Here is a 24092-nt window from a genome sequence, read left to right as displayed (position 1 = left end):
AGCCGCTGAGCTGGGTGGTCTCCCGCTGCTGGTCACCCTGCTGGCCGCCGCGCTGCGCCTGCCCGGACTGGGGCATCCTCATCAGCTGATCTTCGACGAGACCTATTACGCCAAGGACGCCTACGCCCTGCTGCTGGTCGGACACGAGCTGGTCTGGCCCGACGGCGCCGACGACGCCTGGCTGGCCGGGGATCCGCAGCCCACGGAGGAGGCCGCCTATGTGGTGCACCCGCCGCTGGGCAAATGGCTGATCGCCCTGGGCCTGCAGGGCCTCGGTGCCGAGACTGCGGCCGGCTGGCGGATCTCCGCCGCGGTGGCCGGGACTCTGTCGGTGCTGCTGGTCAGTCTGATCGCCCAGCGGATGTTCCGCTCCGTGCTGCTCGGCGGGGCGGCGGGCGTCCTGACGGCGGTGGACGGCCATCATCTGGTGATGAGCCGGGTGGCGCTGCTCGACATCTTCCTCATGCTGTTCGTGCTGGCGGCCTTCGGTGCCCTGCTGGCGGACCGGTATCGGGGCCGACGACGGCTCGCCGCCGTCGACCCCGACGCCCCGCTGCTGTGGCGCCCGTGGCCGCTGCTCGCCGGGGTGCTGCTGGGTGCGGCGGCTGCGGTGAAGCTCTCCGGGCTCGCCTTCCTGGCGGTGTTCGGCATCGTGGTGGTGCTGTGGGATCTGCAGGCCCGACGCGCTGGAGGGGCCCGCCGGTGGGGTCTGGCCGGGCTGAGGGATGCCGGGGTGGCCGTGGTCACCGTGCTGCCGGTGGCCGCGCTGACCTACCTGGCCTCCTGGGCCGGGTGGCTCCGTTCGGGCACCGGGTGGGGCAGGCTCTGGCATGAGAGCCATCCTGCCGAGGGGCTGGCCGCGCTGGTGCCCGGTCCGGTGCGCTCGCTGTGGCAGTACCATCTGATGTCCACGGACTTCCATACGGGGCTGGATGCCGGTCATGACTATGCCTCCACTCCCTGGACCTGGCTGTTCATGGGCAGGCCGGTGTCCTTCCACTATGAGTCCTTCGACCCCGGCGAGGCCGGCTGTCAGGTGGAGCGCTGCTCCTCGGCGATCCTCGACCTGGCGAACCCTGTCATCTGGTGGGCGGGACTGATCGCGCTGGTGCTGGTGATCGCCCTCTGGCTGGGGCGCCGGGACTGGCGTTTCGGGGCGATCCTCTCCGGCTATGTGGCCGGTTTCGCGGTCTGGCTGCTGTTCCCGGGCCGCACCATGTTCTTCTTCTACACGATCGCCTACCACCCCTTCCTCATCCTCTCCCTGGTGGCGGTCGGGGCCATCGTGCTGCGTGCGGGCACCGATCCACAGCGGTTCGCAGCGGAGGAGGTCCGGGCCAACCGGCGGCGCAACACGGTGGTCATCCTGAGCTTCCTGCTGCTGGCGACGGCGGTGTCGATCTTCTTCCTGCCAGTCTGGACGGGGGAGCTCATCGACTACGAGCAGTGGCGGCTGCGTATGTGGCTTCCCTCCTGGGTCTGACCGTCTCGACCACGCTGTCCTACCAGGAAGTAACTTTTGTCGTTCAGCTCACATCCAGGCACCCTCGCAGGGCTATAGTGTCTGCCGTGACTTCCACCGCACCCCTCACCGAGGCCACCACTGAACACGTCGTCCAGCTGGACCCGAGCATCAACGTCACCCACGGGGTGCTGGCCCTGTTCGAGGCCTCGCCGGCGCACCCGGTCTACGCGGTGCCCAACGGGTCCGGCGGGTGGGTGGACGTCACCATCCGCAGCTTCGTGGCCCAGGTCCGGGCGGTGGCCAAGGGCTCATCGGCCTCGGCGTGGAGCCCGGCCAGCGGGTGGCCGTCATGTCACCGACCTGCTACTCCTGGGCGGTGATGGATCAGGCCATCTGGTTCGCCGGAGGGGTGTCCGTGCCGATCTATGAGACCAGCTCCCCGCGTCAGGTCGCCGATGTGCTCGCCGACTCGGGTGCCGTGCTCGCCCTCACCGGCAGCGAGGACATCGCCGCCACCGTGCGCCGCGCCGTCGACCTGGCGGCCCAGGAGAAGGACGGACCGGCGGCCCGCATTCCGGTGCGCGGCATGCGTACCCCCCGGGATCTGGAGGCCATCGTCGACCACGGCACAGGCGTCGACGACGTCGCCCTGGAGAGGGCCCGCACCACGGCGCGCCTCAACGACGTCGCCACGCTGGTCTACACCTCCGGCACCACCGGGCGCCCCAAAGGGGTGCGGATCACCCACCGCAACCTGGCCGAGGGAGCGGCTAACATCGTGCCCTTCGCCCGGGAGATCCTTGGAGCGGGCACCTCCCGGACCCTGATCTTCCTGCCGCTGGCCCACGTGCTGGCCCGCGCGGTGCAGCTGATCTGCCTGCACCACGGCGTGCAGGTGGCCCACAGCCCCAGCACCTCCACACTGCAGCAGGACCTGGCCAGCTTCCGGCCCCGATGGCTGCTCGGTGTGCCCCGCGTGTTCGAGAAGGTCTACCACGGGGCAGCAGCCGCCGCTGAGGCCTCCGGGAAGGGCCGCGTCTTCGAGGCCGCCCGCCGCACCGCCGTGGAGTACTCTCAGGCCCTCGACGCCGCCGCCGCCGGGCGCGGACCCGGACCCTCAGCCGCGCTGAAGGCCCGCCGCGCGGTGTTCTCCCGCCTGGTGTACTCCAAGCTCCATGCTCGGCTCGGCGGAAGCGCCGAGTACATGATCTCCGGGGCGTCCCCGCTGAACGCCGAGATCGCCCACTTCTTCACCGGCATCGGCGTGCCGGTCAAGGAGGGCTACGGACTCACCGAGACGACCGCGCCCATCACGCTCAACATCCCTGGGGCGACCCGGATCGGGTCGGTGGGCCTGCCGGTGCCGGGCTGCACCGTCCGCATCGCCGACGACGGGGAGGTCCTGCTGGCCGGACCGGTCGTCTTCGACGGCTACCACCACGACGACGCCGCCACCGACGAGGCCTTCGTGGACGGTCTCTTCCGCACCGGGGACCTGGGCGCGCTCGACGCGGACGGGTTCCTCTCCATCACCGGACGGAAGAAGGAGCTGCTGGTCACCGCCGGAGGCAAGAACGTGCACCCTGCCCCGCTGGAGGAGACCGTCCGAGCCCACCGCCTGGTGGGCCAGGCCGTCGTCGTGGGCGATGACCGCCCCTTCGTCTCCGCCCTGGTGACCCTGGACGCCGAGGCGCTGCCCGCCTGGTGCGCGGAACAGGGCATCGGGGCGCTCAGTCTCACCCAGGCCGCCGCGGACCAGCGCGTGGCCGCGGCGATCCAGACCGCGGTGGACGAGGCCAACGCCGCCGTTTCCCGGGCCGAGTCCATCCGGAAGGTGCGCATCCTGGACGCTGAGCTCAGCGAAGACTCCGGGCACCTGACGCCGTCGATGAAGCTGCAGCGGCACAAGGTGATCGCCGACTTCTCCGAGGAGATCGAGCAGCTCTACGCCGGCTGAGGTCGCTCCACGGCGACTCGCGCGCACCGTCGAGGTCGCCTGCGAGCGACCCCAGGAGACGCCGCGCGACGGATGGTCGGCGGGATCCGGCTCCGTAGCGTGGAGTCCATGAACACCACGCACAGCTTCTCCACCCCTTCGACCTCCTCGACGCCGGGTGCCGCCGACCGGCCCCCGCTGCCTTGGCTGCTCATCCTCGGACTCGGCGCCGTGGCGCTGGTCCGCCCGCTGCTGCACATCACCGGACTGAGCAGCGCCCCCGGTGTGGCCGCCGGCGCCGTCGCCGTGAGCGCCACCCTCGTCATCTCGGTGATCTGGATCGCCGTCGTCGTGCTGGCGCGCGTGCAGCGGCCCCTGCTGACGCTCGTGCTGGCCGGTCTGACGTATGCGGTGCTGAGCATGCTGCTCTCCGCGGTCCTGTCTCCGCTGCTGGACGGCGAGCTGCAGGGGCCCTTCGCCCACCCGATCGCCATTCCGGCGGTGCTGATCGTCAACCTGATCTGGGGCGCGATCACCGGAGCTGTGGCCGCAGGCCTCCGCCGCGTGATCGACCAGCGACCGAGCCGCCGCTGATCCGCCCTTGCCCGCGGTGCTGGCTTGCCCGGGGTACTAAGCTGGTGGGTTGTGAGTGAGACCCGCCAGCAGACCACGGTGACCCCGGGGCAGACCCCGCAGGCCTACATCCCCGCCGCCGACCGCCTCCCTGAGGCCGAGCGGCCGGTGCGCGACGCCGCCGAGGAGAGCTCGGGCCGTCGTCGTCGCCTGGAGTACCCGCCCGCGCCGGAGCCGCTGGACGTGCCGGTGATCGACAACCACGCCCACCTGGACTTCCGGGACGGCCAGGTGGCCGTCTCCGTGGAGGCCGCCCTCGACGCCGCCGAGGCTGTCGGGGTGGCCGGCGCTGTCTGCGTGGGCTACGACCTCGCCTCCTCCGAGTTCTCCGTGACCGCGGCCGCGGCGGATCCGCGGGCCAAGGCCGCCGTCGCGCTGCATCCCAACGAGGCCCCCGAGCTCACCGCCGCCGGGGAGTTCGACGACGCCTTCGTCCGCATCGCCGAGCTGGCCGCCGATGAGCAGGTCGTCGCCGTCGGGGAGACCGGGCTGGACTACTTCCGCACCGGGCCCGACGGCGTGGCCGCCCAGCAGGAGAGCTTCCGCCGGCACATCGAGCTCGCGGTCGAGCGCGGCCTGGCGATGCAGATCCACGACCGGGACGCCCACGAGGACGTCGTCGCGGTGCTGCGCGATGCCCCCGCGCTGCCCCGGTCGGTGGTGTTCCACTGCTACTCCGGGGACGCCGAGCTGGCCCGGATCTGCAACGCCAACGGCTGGTACATGTCCTTCGCCGGGACGGTGACCTTCAAGAACGCGGGTCATCTGCGGGAGGCCCTCGACGTGGCCGACCCGCACCTGATCCTGGTGGAGACCGACACTCCCTTCCTCACCCCGCACCCGTATCGGGGTCGGCCGAACGCGCCCTACCTGATCCCGCAGACCATGCGGCTCATGGCCGAGGTGCGGCAGACGGAGCTGGACGCGCTGTGCCAGCAGGTCATGCTCAACACCGTCCAGGCCTATGGGAGCTGGACGTGAGCGGCGGCGGCCCGGAGCTGCTCTCCGCCGCCCACATCCGGGACCTCGCTGAGGGGCTCGGGGTCCGCCCCACGAAACAGTGGGGGCAGAACTTCGTCATCGACCCCAACACCATCCGGCGCATCGTCGGTCTGGCCGAGCTGCGCGGTGATGAGCATGTGCTGGAGGTCGGGCCCGGGCTGGGCTCGCTGACCCTGGGACTGCTGGACGAGGCCGCGAAGGTCACCGCCGTGGAGATCGATCCCGCCCTGGCGGGGCAGCTGCCCGAGACGGTGGCGCTCATGCGGCCGCAGCGCACCGAGGCGCTGCGCGTGGTGCCGGAGGACGCTCTGCGGGTGGAGGCCGAGGCGCTGCGCTGGGAGGACGACGGGCCCGAAGTGCTGGTGGCCAATCTGCCCTATAACGTGGCAGTGCCGGTGGTGCTGCAGCTGCTGCAGGTGCTGCCCTCATTGCGCAAGGGCCTGGTCATGGTCCAGGAAGAGGTCGCCGATCGGCTGTGCGCCGGCCCGGGCTCCAAGATCTACGGAGTCCCCAGTGTGAAGGCCGCCTGGGACACCCGCATGCGGAAGGCCGGGGTGGTCGGCAAGAAGGTCTTCTGGCCCGAGCCGAGGATCTCCTCCGGTCTGGTGCGCTTCGACCGGGTCGAGCCGGCGTCGCAGGCCGTGACCCGCCAGGAGGTATTCGCCGTGATCGATGCCGCCTTTGCCCAGCGGCGCAAGACGCTGCGCGCCGCGCTGGCGGTGTTCGCGGGGTCCGGCGCCCGGGCGGAGCAGATGCTGCGCACCGCCGGGGTGGATCCGCAGGCCCGCGGTGAGACGCTCGACGTCGGTGCCTACACCCGCATCGCGGAGGCGCGGCGGCAGCTTCCCGAAGACACCGCCTGACCGGACGGCGGCGGTCGGAGCAGATCTGCGGGTGCGTCAGGCCCAGACGGTAGAGTGCGGAGGCACCCAGAGACGTGGTCGCCCTCGGGCTGAGGGGCGCTGAGACGCGGAGGATGGAACACGCATCATGAAGGACAGCGAATTCTTCGGGCATGTCACGGCCGTGGCCCCGGGCAAGGTCAACATGAGCCTGCGCGTGGGCCCTCCCCGCGCCGACGGATACCACGAGGTGGCCACCCTGTATCTGGCGGTGGGGCTGACCGAAGAGGTCACGGCAGCCCCCCGGGAGGATGAGGCGATCACCGTCAGCCTCTCGGAGCGCTCCGCCTTCAGCGACGTGCAGCTCCAGGACCCGGACACGGGGGAGACGGTCACCGCGGCGATCCCCGTCGACGAGTCCAATCTGGCGCACCGGGCGGCGGCGTTGCTGCGTGAGCGGCTGGGGCACCGTCGGGGAGTGGACCTGACCATCACCAAGAACGTGCCGGTGGCCGGCGGAATGGGGGGCGGCTCCGCGGATGCGGCGGCGGCCCTGGTGGCCTGCTCCGCCCTGTGGGAGGCCGGCCTGTCCAAGGAGCAGCTCGTGGAGATCGGTTCCGCGCTGGGTGCGGACGTGCCCTTCGCCATCCTCGGCGGCGCCGCCGTCGGGCAGGGGGTGGGGGACGAGCTCTCGCCGCTGCTGACCCGCGGGGATCTGCATCTGGTGATCGTGCCCTCCAACACGGGCCTGTCCACTCCGGAGGTCTATCGCCGGCTGGACGCGATGCGGGAGGAGGCCGGAGTCCAGGCCGAGGAGCCGGCGCTCGATCCGGACCTGGTGCGAGCGGTGTGCACCGCCGATGCGGAGCTCGTCGCCGCCCTGATGGCCAATGATCTCCAGGCTCCGGCGGTGAGCATGATCGGCTCTCTGGAGGACATGATGGACGTCGGCCTGGTGGAAGGGGCCCTGCAGGGGATGGTCTCCGGATCCGGGCCGTCGGTGCTGTTCCTGGCCCGCGACGCCGAAGCCGCCGGGCAGCTGGCCACCCGGCTGGAGGAGCGCACCTCGGTGTGGGCGATCCCGGTCAGCGGGCCTGCGCCTGGGGCGCATCTGCTGACGCACCGCGCCGGTGAATGAGCCCGGTGGCGCCCGTCTGAGATCACGCCGCGCGCCCTCTTGACGCACCCCGTGTGAGGCAGATTACACTCGTCGTCACATCATGGACCTTAGTTTTCACATTGCGGAAACATGTCCTGTGACAGTCTGAGCCTCGTCATGGCTCTGCCGGGACACGGCATGAGCAGCGAGGCAGGCCGGCGAGGAGGCGCGATGACCAGGGGCAGAACTGAGGGCGCAGGCGGGACGGCCGGGGGACGGGGTGCGGATCAGACCGCCGGTCCGATGCGCGAGGCGACCATGGGCGACGGCGTGGACTGCGCCGAGGCCTTCGATGTCGCGGCGGCGGATCCGGACCTGTGCAATGAGAGCCTGGCGCCCCTGTCGCAGTCGCAGCGGCGGTGGGGCGCATTCGAGATCTTCAACGTCTGGTCCAATGACATCCAGTCGTTGGCCGGCTATACGCTGGCTGCCAGCCTGTTCATCGCCGCCGGCATCAACGGATGGTACGTCTTCGCCGCGATCCTGCTGGCCGGATTCATCATCCAGGGTCTGGTGGACCTCAGCGGCAAGCCGAGCGTGAAGTACGGATTCCCGTACCCCGTGCTGGCTCGGGCTTCGATGGGCGTCCGGGGTGCGCAGTTCCCTGCGCTGGTCCGAGCCGTGGTGGCCATCTTCTGGTACGGGGCGCAGACCTACTTCGCTTCCACCGCGATCGCGCTGGCGCTCAACGCCCTGCTGGGCTCGCCCGGCGGTGCCACGCTCCTGGGCATGGACGGGGTCTCCTGGGCCTCCTATGTGCTGGCCTCCGCCCTGCAGGTGGCGCTGTTCATCGGCGGAATCGAACGGATCGGCCGATTCCTGAACATCGCCGGCCCGGGCGTCTATCTGGTGATGATCGCCCTGCTGGTGGCCATCTGGATCCAGGTGGGGGCGGACCTTCCGACCGCGGTGGCCGGGGTCTTCTCCCGGGACGAGGTCACCGGATGGGCGGCGGTCAGCGCCTTCGTGGGCGTCACCGGAACCATGGTGGCCTACTTCGCGGCTGTGGTGATCAACTACGGAGACTTCGCCCGCAACGTGCGCAGCCACCGGGCCATGCGGATGGGCAACTTCCTCGGGCTGCCGGTCAGTCTGGCGCTGTTCACGTTCCTGTCGGTGTTCATCACCGCCGGAGCGTATGTCCTCTACCAGGAGGGCCAGGGGACACCGATGACGAACCCCACCGACATCGTCGCCGCCGTGGACAACACCCCGCTGACGGTCCTGGCCGCGGTCACCTTCCTCGTCGCCACGCTGGGTATCAATGTGGTGGCGAACTTCATCCCGCCGGCCTACTCGCTGTCGAACCTCGCGCCGCGGCACATCAACTTCATCCGGGCGGGGTGGATCACGGCGGCGGCGGGCTTCCTCATCGGGGCCCTGTGGGTCTCGGTGATCTCCGAGTTCGGCCTGCCGATGTTCGTGGACACCCTCGGAGCCCTGCTGGCGCCGCTGTACGGGATCATCGTGGCCGACTACTACCTGGTCAAGCGCCAGAGGATGGACGTCCAGCAGCTGTACTCCTCGGATCCCGAGGGGCTGTACTGGTACCAGAAGGGGTGGAACGTCCGGGCCATCTTCGCCTTCTCCGTGGCCTCGGTGCTCTCGATCATCCTGGTGTGGACGCCGCAGCTGGACGACTACAGCGGCTTCGCCTGGATCCTCGGTGCCGCCGTCGGAGGGCTGCTTCACCTGGTGGCCATGCGAGCCAACCGGCTGGCCTCGGCGTCGTAAGGCTCAGGTCCGCGCCGCCGCCGGGGTGGTCAGGTCGGGCTGGACCCGGGGACGGGAGGGTTCGTCCAGCCGGATGCACACCACGCCGGCGAGGATGAGCAGCCCGCCGAGGAGCTGAATGATCGCCGGCAGTTCGCCGAGCAGCAGCCAGGCCCACGCCACAGCGAAGAGCACCTCCGTGAGTCCGACGAAGGAGGCGAGCTTGGCCTGCAGGCGCCGGGCTGCGATGACCCCGGTCGCATAGGCGACGCCGGCGGCGATGATGCCGAGCCACAGCACCGGCACCCACCACGGCACCACGGCCCCGGCCAGCGGGACGTCGTCAGCGGCCATCTCGAAGGGCACCGCACCCAGGGCTCCGGCCAGCGCCAGGGCGGCGGCGCCCAGCAGCATCGCCAGCGAGGTGAACGCCAGGGGCGGCAGGCCCGTAGACTCGTCGGCGCCGACCAGGAAGAACACCGCCAGACCACAGCGGCCAGCAGCCCCCACAGCACCCCGATCATGCTGATCTGCGCGTCGCTGAAGACGTCCAGCACCAGCAGCAGGCCGGTCAGAGCCAGGCCGATGCCGGCCAGGGTCAGAGCCCGTGGCGTCTGGCGGCGGACCGCCCAGAGCCACAGCACCACCAGGATCGGGCCCAGGTACTCCAGCATGAGCGCGACGCCGACGGTGAGGTGGGTGACGGCCAGGAAGAAGAACAGCTGACAGCCGGCGACCGCCAGGGCTCCGAAGAGTGCCACATGGACCCACGTGCGACGGCGGCGAAGCAGCTCCCAGTGCCCGCGCATCTCCACGGCCGCCAGCGGGAGCAGCACCAGGGCGCCGATGAGGATCCGCAGTGTCACCGCCGCGGCGGGGGACCAGCCGGAGTCCAGCAGCCCTTTGGCCACACCGCCGGAAGACCCGAAGGCGACGGCCGAGAACAGGGCGATGAGCAGGCCGACGGCGAGCCGGCGTGAGGAGACCTGGTTGGCCACGGATCCTCCTATCATGAGTGTGAAGTAGGGACGTCAGTGATGGTAGACCGCACGGAGATCACGTACAAAGATGACTTTCACCCATGATGTAGATGTCGCGCTGGCCAACGCCGCCGCCCTGGTGAACACCGCACCGGAGGTGGTGCGCGCCGGGGCCGCCCCGCGGGAGGGCCTGCCCAACGTCGCTGCCCTTGATGAGTTTGTGGAGCAGTGGCGGTGGACCGGCAGCCGTACTCACGACGCCGACGAGCTGCAGGGCGTCCGCCGGTTCCGGGAGGATCTGCATGCGGTCTGGTCGATGGACACCGAGCAGGCGGTGGAGCAGGTGAACACCTGGCTGGCGGAGGCGCAGGCGCTGCCGCAGCTGGTCATCCATGACGACTTCGGTTGGCACCTGCACGCCACCGCCTCCGAGGCGCCGCTGTGGAGGCGCATGGCGGTGGAGGCCGCCATGGCGCTAGTGGACGTGATCCGTGCCGAAGAGCTGGACCGCCTGCGCGTCTGCGCGGCGCAGGACTGTGCGCAGGTGCTGGTGGACCTCTCGCGGAACCGCTCCCGCCGATTCTGCTCGGTGACCTGCGGCAACCGGCTGGCGGCGGCGGCCTACCGCAGCCGCCGGGGGTGAGGCGGTCGTTTCCTGCCGTTTGGGCCCAGCCCGGGCCAGTGGGGTAAGTGTTAACGCATGGCGCATCTCCTCGGAGCCGAAGGGCTCAGCATCACATTCGGCACTCGCACCGTCCTGGACGACATCACCCTGGGCATCGATGCCGGGGACAGGATCGGCATCGTGGGCCGCAACGGGGACGGCAAGTCCACCCTGATGCGCCTGCTCGCCCGCCAGTCTGAGGCCGACTCCGGCCGGGTCACCTGGCGCGGCGGCGTCTCCGTAGGCTTCCTGGACCAGTCCGACGTCCTCGATGGGGAGGCCAGCATCCGCCAGGCGGTGGTCGGGGACATGGCCGACCACCAGTGGGCCTCCGACCCGAAGATGCGGGACATCGCCTCCGGGCTGCTGGGCGGGCTGGACTGGGAGCAGCCCGTCGGCGCGCTCTCCGGTGGGCAGCGGCGCCGAGTGGCACTGGCGAAGCTGCTGATGAGTGACCACGATGTGCTCATGCTCGACGAGCCCACCAACCATCTCGACGTCGAAGGCGTCGCCTGGTTGGCGCACCACCTGAAGACCCGGTGGAAGGCCGACGAGGGTGCCTTCCTGGTGGTCACCCACGACCGGTGGTTCCTGGACGAGGTCTGCACGCTGACCTGGGAGGTCCATGATGCCACGGTGGAGTCCTTCGACGGCGGCTATGCGGCCTATACGCTGGCCCGCGCCGAGCGGGACCGGGCCGCCGCCGTCGAGGAGCAGAAGCGCCAGCAGCTGGTGAAGAAGGAACTGGCCTGGCTGCGCCGCGGCGCCCCGGCCCGGACGTCGAAGCCGAAGTTCCGCATCGACGCCGCCAACGCCCTGATCAACGACGTCCCCGAGCCGCGGGACACGGTGAGCCTGAAGAAGATGGCCACCGCCCGGCTGGGCAAGGACGTCCTCGACCTCGAGCACGTGGGGCTGACCGTGGACGCCGAGGGCGGGCGCAAGGTCCTCTTCGACGACGTCACCTTCCGGCTGGGCCCGGGGGAGCGGGTCGGCGTCGTCGGCGTCAACGGCGCGGGCAAGTCCACCCTGCTGAAGCTGCTGGACGATCGGATCCGCCCGGACGAGGGCCGCGTGAAACGCGGGAAGACCGTGCGCACCGCAATCCTCTCCCAAGAGGTCGAAGAGCTGCGCGACCGCGCGCACATGCGGGTCCACGAGGTGATGACCGAGGAGAAGCAGGTCTTCGAGGTCGGCGGCAAGGAGCTCTCCGGAGGCCAGCTGCTGGAGACCCTCGGGTTCAGTCGGAGCCGCCAATGGACCCCGGTCGGGGACCTCTCCGGCGGCGAGCGGCGGCGTCTGCAGCTGCTGAAGCTGCTCACCGGCGAACCGAACGTGCTCATGCTCGACGAGCCCACCAACGACCTCGACACCGACACTCTCGCCGCCATGGAAGATCTGCTCGACGGCTGGCCCGGCACCCTGGTGGTGGTCAGCCACGACCGCTACCTGCTGGAGCGGGTGACCGACCATCAGGTCGCCCTGCTGGGCGACGGTGCCTGCGGGCTCTGCCCGGCGGGGTGGAACAGTACCTGCGCATCCGGGCCGGACAGGAACCGGTGCCGGGGGCGGCCACCCGGACCTACCGCGGGCAGTCCACCGCCCAGGCGGCGGCGGTGCCCGGTGCGACGACGAACACCGCAGCATCGAGCACTGGGGTGTCCGCCGCTGCGGCGAGCTCGTCGGCGCCGCGGGGGCACAGGCGTCCGGCTCGGGCGCCTCCGAGGCCCAGAAGCGGCAGGCCAAGAAGCAGATGGCGCGGATCGAGAAGCAGATGGAGAAGCTGGGGGAGCGCCAGCAGCAGCTGCATGACGAGATGGCCGCCGCCTCCGAGGCCGTGGACCTGGACCGGCTGCGTGCCCTGCAGGCTGAGCTGGACGACGTCGACGCCCAGCTCGCCGAGCTGGAGGAGACCTGGCTGGAGGCCGGCGAGCTCGTGGAGTGAGGTCCTCCACCGTGTCATGTCCAGGTGGTGCTCAGCTCCTGGTCACGCATTCTTCACCGCTGGTCACATCAGTCTGGCCAGGGATTGGCCTGTCGTTCACGTGCGCACGTCAGAGTTGTCGAGGCCCCAGGGGCTATCATCCCGGGGCGACTCTGACCAGCAGTGACGAAAGGAACGACGATCGTGGATCTCTTACGCGTCCGAGTCGCACGACCCGCCGCGACGGGTGCGGTGCTGGCTGCGGCTGCCCTGCTCGCCGGCCCGGCCGCCGTCGCACAGGGTGACAGCACGACGCAGTCAGACAGCACATCGCCTGGCACCACACAGGCCGGTTCCGGGTGGAACGACGACGCCTACCGGGGTGAGGTCGAGGTGATTCCGGGAGATGACGAGGCCGCGGATATGGTCTCCGGCGTGGTCTTCGAGGACGCCGACCGCAGCTCCACCCACGACGACGGAGAGAAGGGCGTGGCCGGCGTCCAGGTCTCGAACGGGCGCGACGTCGTCACCACGGACTCCCACGGGCGCTACGAGCTGCCGCTGGAGGACGGCATGGACGTCTTCGTCACCCAGCCGCGCGGGTATCAGGTGCCGGTGGACGAGGACAACGTCGCGCAGTTCGCCTACACCCACATGCCCCAGGGATCGCCCGAGCTCGAGTACGGCGGCCTCGAGCCCACAGGCCCGGCTCCGGAGGCCCTGAACTTCCCGCTGGAGAAGGACAAGGACGCCAAGCACCCACATCAGAGCTGCGTCATCGGCGGGGACGTGCAGACCTATGACGAGGACGAGGTGGAATACGCGCGAGCTGGGGCGTTCTCCGACCTCGCCGCCCGGGAGGACTACGGCTCCTGCGGCGCCCTGTTCATCGGCGACGTCGTCGGTGACGACCTGGCGCTCTACGACAGCATCCGGGAGCTCTCCGGAATGCTCAACGGGCCGGCCCGGTTCCTCCCGGGCAATCATGACCTGGACTTCGACGCCGAGTCCCGCGAGCACTCGGTGGACACCTTCCGCGCCCAGCTGGGGCCGCAGTACTACTCCTACGACGTCGGCAAGCTCCACGTCGTCGCGCTGAACTCCATCGAGTACCCGGTCGGCGACGGGTACAACGGGGCCCTCGGCGAGCGGCAGCTCGGGTGGCTGCGCCGGGACATCGCCGAGGTCCCCGAGGACCGGGCGATCGTTCTCGCCACGCACATCCCGCTGCTGAACTTCGCTGACCAGGGCAGCGACGTCCACCAGGTCGACGAGGTCGCCGAGATCTACGAGATCCTGGAGGGCCGAGAAGTCATCACCGTCGGTGGGCACACCCACAGCATCGAGAACCTGCGCGCCGGGGACAGCCTCACCGGGTGGGAGGAGACCTTCGGCGTCGAGGAACTGCCGTTCACCCACCTGACCGCCGGGGCCATCTCCGGAGACTGGTTCTCCGGAGAGATGCTCGACGAAGGCTATCCGACGGCGATCCAGCGCGACGGCGGAGTGCCCGGGGTGATCACCCTCGAGGCCCGCGGCGAGCACATCACCGAGCGGTTCACCGCCCGCGGAGACGACGGCTCCACCCAGATGAGCCTGGGCCTGAATACCCCGGCCTACCGTGACTGGTTCACCGCTCACGAGGACGACGCCGGCGAGGCCCCTGAATTCGAGTCTCCGCTGGAGGTCCCGCAGGAGGATCTGGGAGAGGCATGGCTGACCGCCAACTTCTGGATGGGCGGCACAGGATCCACCGTGGAGGTCTCCCTCGACGGGGGCGAGCCGGTGGAGGCCGAACGCACTCAGCAGATGCAGGGCGAGGGACAGCGGGTCGGCGCCGAACACTCCGACCCGACGGCGGTGCAGCAGCAGCTGGTCCACGGCGGCAGCATCGCGGACCGGAGCATGCACCTGTGGCGCCTGGACCTGCCGGAGGATCTGGAGCCGGGCGCCCACACTGCCGAGGTGACCGCCACCGACGTCCACGGCGAGGAGTTCACCGACAGTGTGGAGTTCGAAGTCACCGACTGAGCCTGCAGAGCCGGTCGTCCCGGGAACGCGGACGTCCCAGGTTCTTCGCTGACAGGCCCGTCATTCCTCTGTCGTTCGTGGCCCCGCACATCGTGGATGTGCGGGGCCACTGGCGTGTTCAGGGCACGTCGTCTGCCGCCGCTGCGCGCTCAAGGCCGTCGAGGAGCAGGCCTAGGGTGAACTCGAACTCCCTCTGGGAGTCGCACCAGCCCAGGGACGGCTCGTGGGAGGAGTGAGATTCCGAGGCCAGCATCGCCATGAGGTGAGGAGTCTCAGTGGCCAGCTGAGTCAGCTGCGCCTGCTCCGCGTCGTCGGGCGTCTGCTGGGTGCCGGGGGTGAACAGCTCCGGGCTGAAGCCGAGCACCATCGTGCCCAGCGAGTGGAGGGCCTGGTGCCCCAGCCGATAGCTGACGCCGTCGGAGACCATGGCGGCCAGGACCGCGTCGAAGTGCCGGTAGACGGCGGGTGGTGTCGTGGGACGTGAGCCGATGAGCTGGGGCACCCAGGGGTGGCGCAGCATCACCTGTCGGGCGGTGAGGCAGCGGGAGGCGACAGCCGACCGCCAGCCTCGGGGCTCGTGCTCGCCCTCCGGAGCGGGTTGGGGGCTCGAGGCGTGCCGAGAGGGCAGCTCCTCGTCGACTTCGGTGAGCACCATCTCGACCACCCCGTCGAGCAGCGCCTCCTTGCCGCGGACGTGGTGGTACAGCGACATGGCCTCGACCTCCAGGTCCGCGGCGAGACGCCGCATCGTCAGAGAGGGGAGGCCCTCGGCATCGGCGAGCTGCACGGCGACCTGGAGTACGCGGTCGCGACTCAGCGGCGGGCGAGCGATGGCGAGACACCTCCTGGGCTGGGTCGAACGTCGGCTGGGGAACGGAACTGCTGAGCTGAACGGTCCTTGGGCAAGGATCCATGCGCGCAAGGAGCTGAGCCCTTGTGGGATCCCACCCAGCACCGCTACCTTACAGTGTAAGGTGCAGGATCGGGAGGACCACCGGACTCGCCTCACCATCCCCGAGAGGACCTGTCATGGCACGTTCCACTGAGAGCCTCAGGACCCACCGTTCTCCCCCCGAAGGGCAGGCCCCGCCGGGCGGCCTCCGGCCCTCCGACGCCCGCCTGACCGGACTGTTCTACCTGGCGCTGGTGGTCACTGGCGTTCTGTCCTTCCTGGTGATCCGCCCGATGATCTTCGACCCGGGGGACCCGGCTGCGACGATGGCCGCTGTGGCCGACTCGCAGCCGCTGGCCCGGGCGGGGGTCGCCCTGGAGTTGGCCACGGCGACCACCCAGGCGCTGTGCGCCCTCTGGTTCTACCGGATCTTCCGCGCGGTGGACACCTTCCTGGCCGGGGCGATCGCCATCTTCGGCATGGTCAACGCCGTGGCGATTCTGGCCAGTGCTGCGATGCTGGCCACCGCGCTGGATCTCGTCCTGTCTGCGGGCACGGGGGCGGCCCCCGCCACCGCGTTCAGCCAGACGATGTATCTGATCAGCGAGAACCTCTGGATGGCCGGCAACGTGTTCTTCGGCCTCTGGCTCATCCCGATGGGGCTGGTGGCGCGGCGTTCGGGCTGGACCCCGCGGGTCCTGCCCCAGCTGCTGGTCCTCGGTGGGATCCTCTACACCGCCAACGCCTTCATCGCCGTACTGGCACCGACGCTGCCGCAGGGGGCAGAGGTCGCGCTGACCGCGCCGGCGACAGCTGCCGAGCTCTGGATGCTCGGCTGGCTGTTGTGGCGCGGGGCGCGGCGGGCACATTCCGAACCACACTCCTGACCGCCCGGGCTGATCGGTAGGCCCCGCGGACTCAGCCCGCGGCCACCACGGCGCGTACCGCCAGGTGGTCGGAGGGGAACTCGTTGTCCTCGTGGCCCGGGATGTGTCGGCACACCCCGCCGTACTCCACGAAGCCCTGATCGTCAGGGGCATCCTCGCCGTCGGCCGCCCCTCCGAGGTGGTCGGCGGCGAGGACGGACAGGCCCCGCACGTAGATGAAGTCGATCCGATCCCGGGGTTCGTCGGCCAAGGTGTGGATCTGTGCCCAGGACCGGCCCGGTGCGAGTCGAGGATCCGGATGGACGGCGCGGAAGGCATCCGTGTAGCCGGACTCGATGAGACGTCGGGTCGCCGGCCAGTCGACGTCGGGCCGCTCGTCGCCGTCCCAGTCCACCGGCGACGGCACGTTGAAGTCTCCCGCGATGATCACCGGCATCTCGCCGTGCTCGGCCAGGAGACGGTCGGTCTCGGCGAGGATCCGCTGGGCCTGCTGGTCACGAGCCACCTCGCCGTCCTGGGCGAAGACCGCGTCCTGCCCCTCGGGCAGCTCGGCGGACCGGTAGGGGCCGTAGTCCCGCGGGGCCAGATGCACCGACCAGGCGAGCACCTCACCCAGCCGGGTCCGCACGATCGCAGCGGTGGCGTACGGGGCGGTGTCGGTGGCCACCAGCTGTGCGGCGCCCGTGGTCAAAACCGCGTTGTCCCACGACTGCTGGGCCACGGTCATCCCGAGGGTGCGGCCCAGACGTCCTCCGGCGTCGCCCCAGCATTCCTGCAGGAACAGCAGGTCCACCTCCTGGCTGCGGAGCACGTCCACCTGCTTGTGCCGGCCGTCGTGGACCTTCTCGCCCCCGAACCACAGGTTCCAGCTGATCAGCCGCAGAGTGGGCCGGGCGGTCTCCACGGCCAGCGGGGCGGGGGCGGACGCCGGCTCTGTCGTCTCGGTCATAGGGATCTCCCTCGTCGTCTCATCGTCCTGGTCACGGATGGGCTTCGTCATCGTGTGGTGGTCACGCGGTGGTCACCGGGCCGCAGGCTCCATCCTTCTCCCCGGACACCTCCACGCGCACGGTGAGCTCGGTCAGCGCGGTGAAGCGGAGGTAGCAGTCCAGTGTGACCTCCGGGTCGGCATTGACGCCCAGCACCGTCATCCCGGCCGCGCGGGCTGCCCGTGCACCGGCGGGGGAGTCCTCGAAGGCGATGGTCCGGGAGGGACCCACGCCGAGCGCGGAAGCGGCCTCCAGGTACAGGTCCGGGGCAGGCTTTCCGGAGGTGACGTCGTCCAGGGTGCGGATCACCTGGACCTGATCGAGGATTCCGATGTCGGCGAGCATCGCGGTGACATCGGCGCGCAGCCCGTTGCTGGCCACTGCGAGCGGGACGTACCCGGCGAGCGTCCGCACCAGGTCGAGCGCACCGGGCATGGGGGAGACTCCGGCCGCCAGCAGGGCGGAGTATCGAGCCACCAGCTGCTCCTGGATGTCCTCGGGGCGTGCGCCGTCGTGCCGCAGGTCCGCCAGCCGGGCCGCGGCGTCGTCCACGCCGACTCCACGGAAGCTCTCCAGCTTCGACTCAGGGGACCCGTCCCGATCAGGCAGCCAGGAGGAGATCAGATCCATCCACACGGACTCAGAGTCCACCAGCAGCCCGTCACAGTCGAAGACGACGGCCTCGGCGGTGATCTCGGTCTGGGGTGGGCGGCCGAGGCGCAGCCTCGGCCCCAGTCGGCCCCCGGTCATGCTGCCGCCTGACCGGCGCCGGCGGGAAGCCGCAGCGCCGGTGCGGACAGCAGGTGCGGACTGACGCGAGTCCCCGGCACAAGTTCGGCGGCCTCTGCGGCTGAGACGGAGCTGGTCACCGTGACTCCGTCCGGCGTCTCGGCCCGCACGACCGTGCGCTCTCCGGTGTAGATCTGGGAGACCACGGTGCAGCGCCCTTCCTCCTCCGGCAGCAGCGTGAGATCCTCCGGGCGGACGAACACGGTGTCCAGCCCGGGGCCGGGGGCCTGCGCGGGCAGGGCGCCGTGGGTGAACGACGGCTCCGCCCCGAGCTCGGAGACAGTGCCGACGAATCGGGCCACAAACGCTCCGGCCGGCCGCCGATAGACGGTCTGGGGCGTGTCGATCTGCTCGATGACCCCGGCGTTGAGCACTGCGACCCGGTCGGCGATGGCCAGCGCCTCCTCCTGATCGTGGGTGACGAACATGGTGGTGATGCCCAGCTGCTGCTGCAGTCGCCGGATCTCCTCCCGGATCTGGGTGCGCACGATCGCATCCAGGGCTGAGAGCGGCTCGTCGAGCAGCAGCACCTCCGGCTGGGTGGCCAGCGCGCGAGCCAGTGCCACCCGCTGCTGCTGACCGCCGGAGAGCTGATGCGGATACCGGAGGGCGAACTCGCCCAGGCCGCACAGCTCGAGCATCTCCGCCGCCGTCGCCCGACGTCTCTCCCGGCGGACCTTGCGCACCCGCAGGCCGTACTCCACGTTGTCCTGCACGGTCATGTTGGGGAACAGGCTGTACGCCTGGAACACCATGCCGATGCCGCGCCGGTTCGGGGGAACTCCGGTCAGGTCCCGCCCCCCGACGAGGACCCGTCCGGAGGTCGGCCTTTCGAAGCCGGCGAGGATGCGCAGCGCGGTCGTCTTGCCGCATCCGGACGGTCCCAGCACGGTCACGAGCTCACCGGCGGAGATGCGCAGATCCAGCTCGCGCAGCACGGGTGTGGGACCGAAGGACTTCGACACTCCGGTGAGGGTCACCTCGTTGGAGGCCGGAGAGTCGCCTGGCTCCGTCCCACCGGGTGTCGTCACGCCGGGTGTCGTCGTACCGGAGGGTGTCACCTCGGAGGTGGCTCCGGCGTCCTGTGAGGCGCGCGATGTGGTGGTCTCGGCGGATGTCGCGGAGGCATTCATGAGGCGAGGGCTTTCGTCGTGGTCTTCTGGAGCTGCTTCTCGGCCCGTGCCGCCCGGGCGGCCGGTGAGAACCGGTCGGCGGAGAGCGTGGCGACGAACAGCAGCGCCCAGGTGGTCAGGTTCAGCAGTACGGCGATGGCGATGGACGCGCGGAAGTCGTGGGAGGAGACGTCGTAGAGCCACACCGGGATGGTCTGCTGGCTCAGTGTCGCCGCCAGGGAGAACTCGCCGAAGCACAGGGCGGTGGCGAAGAACACGGAGAAGAGCATCGACCCGCGGATGTTGGGGATCACGACGCGGAAGATCGTGCCCCAGATGCTCGAGCCCAGGATCGTGGAGCCCTCCACCATGGCCTTCAGCGGGATGGTCCGCAGCCCGGCGTCGATGGAGCGGAACGTGAACGGCAGGCACAGCACCACGTAGGTCCCCACCAGGATCAGCGGCAGGTCGGGACTCTGCAGGAACTGGCTGATCTGGTTCCCCAGCGAGCCGCGTCCCTGCTGGGCTCCGGCCCTGAGCAGCGCGACGACTCCGGCGGCGATGGCGATCGGGGGGACCACCAGCGGCAAGGTGCAGAGGATCTCCAGCAGCGGGCGCAGCCGCGGTGCCCACAGGTGGACGGCCACCACGGCCGGCACCAGCGTGACCACCAACGTCACGATGGTCGCACCAGTGATCGCCAGAGTGCGTCCAGCCGCCGCAGCCAGGGACGCGTCATCGCCGATCACGGAGTAGGCGGCCAGGGAGAAGCTGCCGCCCGGGAGGACCGCGTAGGCCACAGAGCACAGCACCGGGACCGTCACGTAGAGCGCAACGGCGACGACCGGCACCCACCGTGAGGCGCGCAGCGCCCGATCGCGAGGGGAGCGCCCTGAGGTCCGAGCGGTCCCTGTGGTCTCTGGGGCGCTTGGGGCGACTGAGGTCGTGGTGGTCACTGCACCCATCGTGCGCTCCTCCTCTGCAGCCGGTTGAACAGGAACAGCACGACGACGGCGATCACCACCATCGTGATGCCCAGCGCCATGGCCACGGGCTGGCTGGAGGGGCTCTGCCCCAGCAAGGAGGAGATGTTCAACGGGATCAGCGGGAACCCGCCGGCACCGATCAGCACGGCCGCAGACGCGTGCGTGGCGAAGGCCGCTCCGAAGCACAGGACCCAGCCGCCCAGCAGCGCCGGTGCGGCGATGGGTAGGCCCACACGGAGCCAGAAGTTCCGGGAGGATCCGCCCAGGGCGGCGTCGGCCTCCCGCCACTCGCGGCGCAGTCCCATGAAGGTGGGCAACGTGACCATGACCATGGTCGGGATGAGGAAGTACTGGTACATCACCACCAGTCCCTGCCAGGAGTACAGCGAGAAGCCCGTGGCGTCCAGGTTCAGCGCGCTGAAGACGAGGCCGGCGTTGCCCAGCGTGACGATGAATGCGAACGCCAGGGGCGCGCCGCCGTCGTTGGCCAGCACCGAGGAGAACACCGCCACGATCGAGTCCAGTGCCGCGGAGCGGATGAGACTGATGCAGAAGGCCGTCACAGTCCCGATCACCGCCGCGATCAGTGAGCCCACAGCGGAGACCTGCAGCGAGTTGAGGATCGCTTGGGAGTGCGACCCGGAGGTCAGCGCCAGGAAGTGGTCTGCGCCGACGCCGATGCTGCCGTCCTCGGCGGTGACGGTGACGGCGATGACGGCCATGCCGACGATCGGCAGGATGAAGAAGAGCAGCAGCAGGACGCCGAGGGGCAGGAGCGCGAGCGTGGCCGGATGACGCAGGGCCCCCAGCGTCTCCCGGCCCCGCCGACGGCCCGCCCGCGGCGACGCCGGCGGCCCGGGGGAGCGCTGTGGTGTGAGCCCGGCCGTCACCGGAGGGCACCTGCCCAGTGCTCGTCGACGATCGCCTGATTGGCCTCACGCTGCTCCAGCGTGGGCTGCGGGGCGTCCACGGCGCCCTCGCCGGGCAGAGCGTCCAGGGCGTCCTGGTCCACGGTGCCGGCCTCGATCATGGCGTCCAGACGGACCGGGGTGACATAGCCCTCCAGGAGGATGTTCTGACCGTCGTCGGAGAACAGGAACTCGAAGAACAGTCGCGCCACGGCAGGATGCGGGGCGTCGTCGTTGAGGGAGGCGGCGTAGAAGGAGGCCACCTGACCGTCCGAGGGGAGATGGATCTCCAGATCGATGTCGGCCTCCTCGGCGAGGTCGTCGGCGATCGGCTGCAGCAGGTAGTCCCAGTTGAGCACGATCGGCGTCTCGCCGGTCTCGATGGTGCCCGCGTTGGCCTCGACAGGCACCAGGTTGCCCTTCTCGGAGAGCTCGGCGAAGAACTCGATCCCGGGCTCGATGTCGTCGAAGGAGCCGCCGTTGGCTGCCGCCGCGGCATGGACGATCATGAACGCCCCTTCGGATGCGGTGGGGTCGGAGGGCAGGGCGACCTGGCCGGCGTATTTGGGGTCGAGCAGGTCGGAGAAGTCCTCCGGGCAGTCGGGCACGCGGGAGGTGTCGCAGCCGATCGCGATGGTTCCGCCCAGGTGGTTGATCCAGGTGCCGTCGCCGGAGCGAAGGTCCTCGTCGATGTCGTCGATGGTCTGCGGGGTGTAGCCGGCCAGCAGTTCGTCCGCAGCGGCCTGCTGGGCGAAGCTCATCCCGGTGTCCAGGTAGTCCAGCGAATTGTCCTGTCCCTGGCGGTTGACGACCGCATTGATGAGGTCCTGGCTGGAGCCGGTGGAGGTGTCGTTGACGATCTCGATGTCGTACTTCTCGGAGAAGGCCTCCAGCAGCTCGCCGTAGTTGGCCCAGTCCTCGTAGAGGCCCATGGCGTTGAACGTGCCTTCGGCCTGGGCGTCCTCGATGAGCTGATCCATGCCGCCGCCGTCTTCCACGGTGCTGGCGTCTCGCCACGTCGCCGAAGACTCGGACTCACCTCCGTCCCCTCCGCAGGCCGCGAGGCCGAGCGTCGTGATGGTGAGGGTGCTGAGCAGAGTGAGGTCTCGGGTGCGCATCAGAAAAGTTCCATGCCCTTCGTCGGAGGTGTCGAGTGAACGGGGTCGCCGGGCCCGGCCTGTGGCTCGGGGCACATCGTCGGCGTCGACGACACCATGTTCACTAGTGAACTCGGCGAAGTCAAGTCAAAGATCACTAGTGGAAGTGGCGTGCGGGAAGCGGTATGGTGCACGCCGGATGAACAACGGCGGACGAATCCGCCCAGGGCCTGCGGGGCCTACACTGACCAGCACGGGCACTGACCAGCGCAGGGCCCTGACCAGCACAGGCACTGACCAGCACAGGGAAGGGGTGGAAGATGGCAGGGTTCGCCTTCACCAGCATCGCGGAGGCGCTGCGGGAGGAGATCCGCACCGGCGTGCTCGGCATCGGTGACTCGCTGCCGTCGGAACGTGTCTTGAGCGAGCGCTTCGGGGTCTCACCCGGAACTGTGCGCGTCGCCCTGAAGGAGCTGGTCTCCGAGGGCACCGTCGACGGCACACGGGGGAGACCCAAGACCGTGGTGCGTATCCCTCGCCAGCCGTCCAGCTTCGGCGAGTTCCACAGCTTCGCTCAGTGGGCGCGCGGCCAAGGCCGTGAGCCCGGAGGACAGGTCATGGAGAGTCGGTGGCTGATCGCCTCTGAGATGGACGAGGTGCTGCTGCAGGCCCGGTCGGGCCAGCGGGTTCTGGCGATCACGCGGCTTCGCTCGCTGGACGGCGAGATCGTGATGCTCGAGCGGACCCACTACCCCGAGTGGCTCGGTGAGATCGTGGAGCGGATCCCCCAGGACACTCCCTCGGTGACGGCTGTGCTGGCCGAGGACCACGGGGTGCACTTCAGCCACGCGGAGCATATGTTCGGTGCCGAAGGCGCCAAGGCCCGCGACGCGGCGATGCTGGGCGTCTCCCGCGGCACGGCGCTGCTGATGCACCGGCGCGTCTCCCGGGACCCGGCCGGCAGGGTGCTGGAATGGTCCACTGACCGCTACATCTCTGGACGCGTCCTGCTCTCCGTGGGCAACTCCTGGAACGCGAACCCCCTGCGTTGGGCGCTGCCCGGATCGGAGCCCGGCCTCTGACGAGGTGATGGTCGGGGTGATGCTGCCCGCCGCACGGTCGGTGCGTCGTTAGACTGGCCCCGATGGGGGATGTCTTCGCAGGACGCTACGAACTCGTCGACCCGCTGGGCGAAGGCGGCGTCGGCACGGTCTGGCGCGCCTGGGATCACCGACGGCAGACCTACTGCGCCGCGAAGGTCCTCCGCCAGGTGGATGCCACCTCCCTGCTGCGCTTCATCCGCGAACAGAGCCTGCGGTTGGACCACCCGCATGTGCTGGCCCCCACCGGATGGGCGGGGGAGGACGACAAGGTCCTGTTCACCATGCCGATCATCCGCGGCGGCTCAGTGTCCACACTGGTGGGGGACTTCGGGCCGTTGCCGCCCCGCCTGGTGGCCCTGCTCCTGGACCAGCTGCTCGCTGCGTTGGAGGCCATCCACTCCGAGGGACTCGTCCACCGGGACGTCAAACCGGCGAACCTGCTGCTCGACGCCACCGGACGGGACCGGCCCCAGCTGTGGCTCGGCGACTTCGGGATCGCCGCGGGCATCGACGAGCCCCGTCTCACCCAGGGGCCCTACGCGCTGGGCACGCCCGGCTATCTGGCGCCGGAATGTCTGCGCCTGGGGTGGGACCCCGATCCTCGGGCGGATCTCTACTCCGCCGGGATGTGTGCGGTCGAGATGCTCATCGGGCTGCGTCCCGACCAGGACACCGAGGCCGCCGAGGCGCTCGCTGGCGCGGACCTGCCGTACCCGCTTCCCCCGAGACTGGTCGACGCCGTCACCCGCATGGCCGCTCCCAGCATCACGGCCCGCACTCAGGACGCGACGACGGCGCGACAGGCCCTGGCCGAGTCGGAGCTGTTCACGGACCGGGTCCCGCTGGAGGGGATCCTCGGGGAGGTCGAGGTCTTCGACCAGGTCCCCGAGCTGCCGCCCGGCTGGACGCCTCGCGGCCCGGTCGACGGGCACGGGGCCGCGGTCCCAGGGCCCCCACCGAGCGAGCCTGAGCCCGCGCAG

At 70.0% G+C, this 24092-nt stretch carries 21 protein-coding genes and 2 pseudogenes; 14 read left to right on the top strand and 9 right to left on the bottom strand.

The window, feature by feature from the left end; genetic code table 11:
* The 8 genes from BCY76_RS13660 to BCY76_RS13630 all read left to right on the top strand — a co-directional run.
* Nucleotides 1–1483 (top strand): dolichyl-phosphate-mannose--protein mannosyltransferase (locus BCY76_RS13660; RefSeq protein ID WP_085437816.1); only part of this gene is annotated, 1483 nt, incomplete at its 5' end.
* Between the two features lie 86 nt (nucleotides 1484–1569).
* A complete protein-coding gene (locus BCY76_RS20515) occupies nucleotides 1570–1845 on the top strand; it encodes a hypothetical protein (RefSeq protein WP_336582419.1) in 276 nt (91 codons plus the stop codon).
* Nucleotides 1815–3422 carry an AMP-dependent synthetase/ligase gene (locus tag BCY76_RS13655; RefSeq protein WP_336582418.1) on the top strand — a complete coding sequence of 536 codons (1608 nt, stop codon included), beginning with the start codon at nucleotides 1815–1817 and terminating at the stop codon, nucleotides 3420–3422. The genes BCY76_RS20515 and BCY76_RS13655 overlap by 31 nt, the downstream gene beginning before the upstream one ends.
* 108 nt (nucleotides 3423–3530) lie before the next feature.
* Nucleotides 3531–3995, top strand: coding sequence for a hypothetical protein (locus tag BCY76_RS13650; protein WP_201791141.1), 465 nt, complete (start codon nucleotides 3531–3533; stop codon nucleotides 3993–3995).
* A gap of 108 nt (nucleotides 3996–4103) precedes the next feature.
* Nucleotides 4104–5015 carry a TatD family hydrolase gene (locus BCY76_RS13645; protein ID WP_070161461.1) on the top strand — a complete coding sequence of 304 codons (912 nt, stop codon included), beginning with the start codon at nucleotides 4104–4106 and terminating at the stop codon, nucleotides 5013–5015.
* Nucleotides 5012–5899: a 16S rRNA (adenine(1518)-N(6)/adenine(1519)-N(6))-dimethyltransferase RsmA gene (gene rsmA, locus BCY76_RS13640; RefSeq protein ID WP_237090168.1), complete on the top strand. Its 888-nt coding sequence runs from the start codon at nucleotides 5012–5014 to the stop codon at nucleotides 5897–5899. Before BCY76_RS13645 ends, rsmA begins: the two co-directional genes overlap by 4 nt.
* 127 nt (nucleotides 5900–6026) lie before the next feature.
* Nucleotides 6027–7016, top strand: a complete 990-nt coding sequence (locus BCY76_RS13635) for a 4-(cytidine 5'-diphospho)-2-C-methyl-D-erythritol kinase (RefSeq protein WP_070161446.1) — start codon at nucleotides 6027–6029, stop codon at nucleotides 7014–7016.
* A gap of 192 nt (nucleotides 7017–7208) precedes the next feature.
* Nucleotides 7209–8771, top strand: a complete 1563-nt coding sequence (locus BCY76_RS13630; RefSeq protein WP_237090167.1) for an NCS1 family nucleobase:cation symporter-1 — start codon at nucleotides 7209–7211, stop codon at nucleotides 8769–8771.
* Between the two features lie 3 nt (nucleotides 8772–8774).
* Here BCY76_RS13630 and BCY76_RS19585 read toward each other — a convergent pair whose 3' ends face one another.
* Both BCY76_RS19585 and BCY76_RS20785 read right to left on the bottom strand, forming a co-directional pair.
* The gene (locus tag BCY76_RS19585) at nucleotides 8775–9260 is read right to left on the bottom strand and encodes an EamA family transporter (RefSeq protein ID WP_237090166.1); all 486 of its coding nucleotides are present in this window, start codon (nucleotides 9258–9260) and stop codon (nucleotides 8775–8777) included.
* 101 nt (nucleotides 9261–9361) lie between these two features.
* A pseudogene (locus BCY76_RS20785) lies at nucleotides 9362–9763 on the bottom strand (EamA family transporter); the annotation flags it as partial.
* A 55-nt stretch (nucleotides 9764–9818) separates the two neighbouring features.
* Between BCY76_RS20785 and BCY76_RS13620 the strand changes: the two are divergent.
* The 3 genes and pseudogenes from BCY76_RS13620 to BCY76_RS13610 all read left to right on the top strand — a co-directional run bounded on the left by BCY76_RS13620 (nucleotide 9819) and on the right by BCY76_RS13610 (nucleotide 14349).
* A complete protein-coding gene (locus BCY76_RS13620; protein WP_070161444.1) occupies nucleotides 9819–10373 on the top strand; it encodes a CGNR zinc finger domain-containing protein in 555 nt (184 codons plus the stop codon).
* A gap of 57 nt (nucleotides 10374–10430) precedes the next feature.
* A pseudogene (locus tag BCY76_RS13615) lies at nucleotides 10431–12339 on the top strand (ABC-F family ATP-binding cassette domain-containing protein).
* Between the two features lie 183 nt (nucleotides 12340–12522).
* Nucleotides 12523–14349, top strand: a complete 1827-nt coding sequence (locus tag BCY76_RS13610; RefSeq protein ID WP_083277669.1) for a calcineurin-like phosphoesterase C-terminal domain-containing protein — start codon at nucleotides 12523–12525, stop codon at nucleotides 14347–14349.
* Between the two features lie 118 nt (nucleotides 14350–14467).
* Here the strand turns inward: BCY76_RS13610 and BCY76_RS13605 are convergent, their stop codons facing one another.
* Nucleotides 14468–15136 carry a TetR/AcrR family transcriptional regulator gene (locus BCY76_RS13605; RefSeq protein WP_237090164.1) on the bottom strand — a complete coding sequence of 223 codons (669 nt, stop codon included), beginning with the start codon at nucleotides 15134–15136 and terminating at the stop codon, nucleotides 14468–14470.
* A 242-nt stretch (nucleotides 15137–15378) separates the two neighbouring features.
* On the opposite strand from BCY76_RS13605, the gene BCY76_RS13600 reads away from it, so the two are divergent.
* Complete coding sequence (locus tag BCY76_RS13600) at nucleotides 15379–16128, top strand: DUF4386 domain-containing protein (RefSeq protein WP_083277668.1); 750 nt, start codon at nucleotides 15379–15381, stop codon at nucleotides 16126–16128.
* A 31-nt stretch (nucleotides 16129–16159) separates the two neighbouring features.
* Here BCY76_RS13600 and BCY76_RS13595 read toward each other — a convergent pair whose 3' ends face one another.
* The 6 genes from BCY76_RS13595 to BCY76_RS13570 form a co-directional block, all read right to left on the bottom strand.
* Nucleotides 16160–17077: an endonuclease/exonuclease/phosphatase family protein gene (locus tag BCY76_RS13595; RefSeq protein WP_083277667.1), complete on the bottom strand. Its 918-nt coding sequence runs from the start codon at nucleotides 17075–17077 to the stop codon at nucleotides 16160–16162.
* Nucleotides 17078–17138: 61 nt separating this feature from the next.
* Nucleotides 17139–17867 (bottom strand): HAD family hydrolase, encoded by a 729-nt coding sequence (locus tag BCY76_RS13590; protein ID WP_070161442.1) that lies wholly within the window; start codon nucleotides 17865–17867, stop codon nucleotides 17139–17141.
* Complete coding sequence (locus tag BCY76_RS13585) at nucleotides 17864–18937, bottom strand: ATP-binding cassette domain-containing protein (RefSeq protein ID WP_070161450.1); 1074 nt, start codon at nucleotides 18935–18937, stop codon at nucleotides 17864–17866. Before BCY76_RS13585 ends, BCY76_RS13590 begins: the two co-directional genes overlap by 4 nt.
* Nucleotides 18938–19035: 98 nt before the next feature.
* Nucleotides 19036–19869 (bottom strand): ABC transporter permease, encoded by an 834-nt coding sequence (locus BCY76_RS13580; protein WP_170922701.1) that lies wholly within the window; start codon nucleotides 19867–19869, stop codon nucleotides 19036–19038.
* Between the two features lie 101 nt (nucleotides 19870–19970).
* Nucleotides 19971–20894 carry an ABC transporter permease gene (locus BCY76_RS13575; RefSeq protein WP_085437813.1) on the bottom strand — a complete coding sequence of 308 codons (924 nt, stop codon included), beginning with the start codon at nucleotides 20892–20894 and terminating at the stop codon, nucleotides 19971–19973.
* Nucleotides 20891–22030: an ABC transporter substrate-binding protein gene (locus tag BCY76_RS13570; protein ID WP_139827806.1), complete on the bottom strand. Its 1140-nt coding sequence runs from the start codon at nucleotides 22028–22030 to the stop codon at nucleotides 20891–20893. The genes BCY76_RS13575 and BCY76_RS13570 overlap by 4 nt, the downstream gene beginning before the upstream one ends.
* 299 nt (nucleotides 22031–22329) lie before the next feature.
* Here BCY76_RS13570 and BCY76_RS13565 point away from each other — a divergent pair, with 299 nt between their 5' ends.
* Entirely contained in the window at nucleotides 22330–23091 is a 762-nt protein-coding gene (locus tag BCY76_RS13565; RefSeq protein ID WP_070159170.1) for a GntR family transcriptional regulator, read from the top strand.
* Nucleotides 23092–23153: 62 nt separating this feature from the next.
* Nucleotides 23154–24092 (top strand): serine/threonine-protein kinase (locus tag BCY76_RS13560; protein WP_139827805.1); only part of this gene is annotated, 939 nt, incomplete at its 3' end.

Source organism: Nesterenkonia sp. PF2B19, from assembly GCF_001758425.2.
Lineage (GTDB): Bacteria > Actinomycetota > Actinomycetes > Actinomycetales > Micrococcaceae > Nesterenkonia > Nesterenkonia aethiopica.
Note: the sequence above shows the minus strand (reverse complement) of the source record. Positions and strands in the feature narration are given on the sequence as shown.

Bases quoted from the DNA above. Each gene is read 5' to 3' on its own strand.
- BCY76_RS13655 (WP_336582418.1), top strand. From the start codon at position 1,815: ATGTCACCGACCTGCTACTCCTGGGCGGTGATGGATCAGGCCATCTGG.
- BCY76_RS13650 (WP_201791141.1), top strand. From the start codon at position 3,531: ATGAACACCACGCACAGCTTCTCCACCCCTTCGACCTCCTCGACGCCG.
- BCY76_RS13635 (WP_070161446.1), top strand. From the start codon at position 6,027: ATGAAGGACAGCGAATTCTTCGGGCATGTCACGGCCGTGGCCCCGGGC.
- BCY76_RS13630 (WP_237090167.1), top strand. From the start codon at position 7,209: ATGACCAGGGGCAGAACTGAGGGCGCAGGCGGGACGGCCGGGGGACGG.
- BCY76_RS13620 (WP_070161444.1), top strand. From the start codon at position 9,819: ATGACTTTCACCCATGATGTAGATGTCGCGCTGGCCAACGCCGCCGCC.
- BCY76_RS13600 (WP_083277668.1), top strand. From the start codon at position 15,379: ATGGCACGTTCCACTGAGAGCCTCAGGACCCACCGTTCTCCCCCCGAA.
- BCY76_RS13595 (WP_083277667.1), bottom strand. From the start codon at position 17,077: ATGACCGAGACGACAGAGCCGGCGTCCGCCCCCGCCCCGCTGGCCGTG.
- BCY76_RS13590 (WP_070161442.1), bottom strand. From the start codon at position 17,867: ATGACCGGGGGCCGACTGGGGCCGAGGCTGCGCCTCGGCCGCCCACCC.
- BCY76_RS13570 (WP_139827806.1), bottom strand. From the start codon at position 22,030: ATGCGCACCCGAGACCTCACTCTGCTCAGCACCCTCACCATCACGACG.
- BCY76_RS13565 (WP_070159170.1), top strand. From the start codon at position 22,330: ATGGCAGGGTTCGCCTTCACCAGCATCGCGGAGGCGCTGCGGGAGGAG.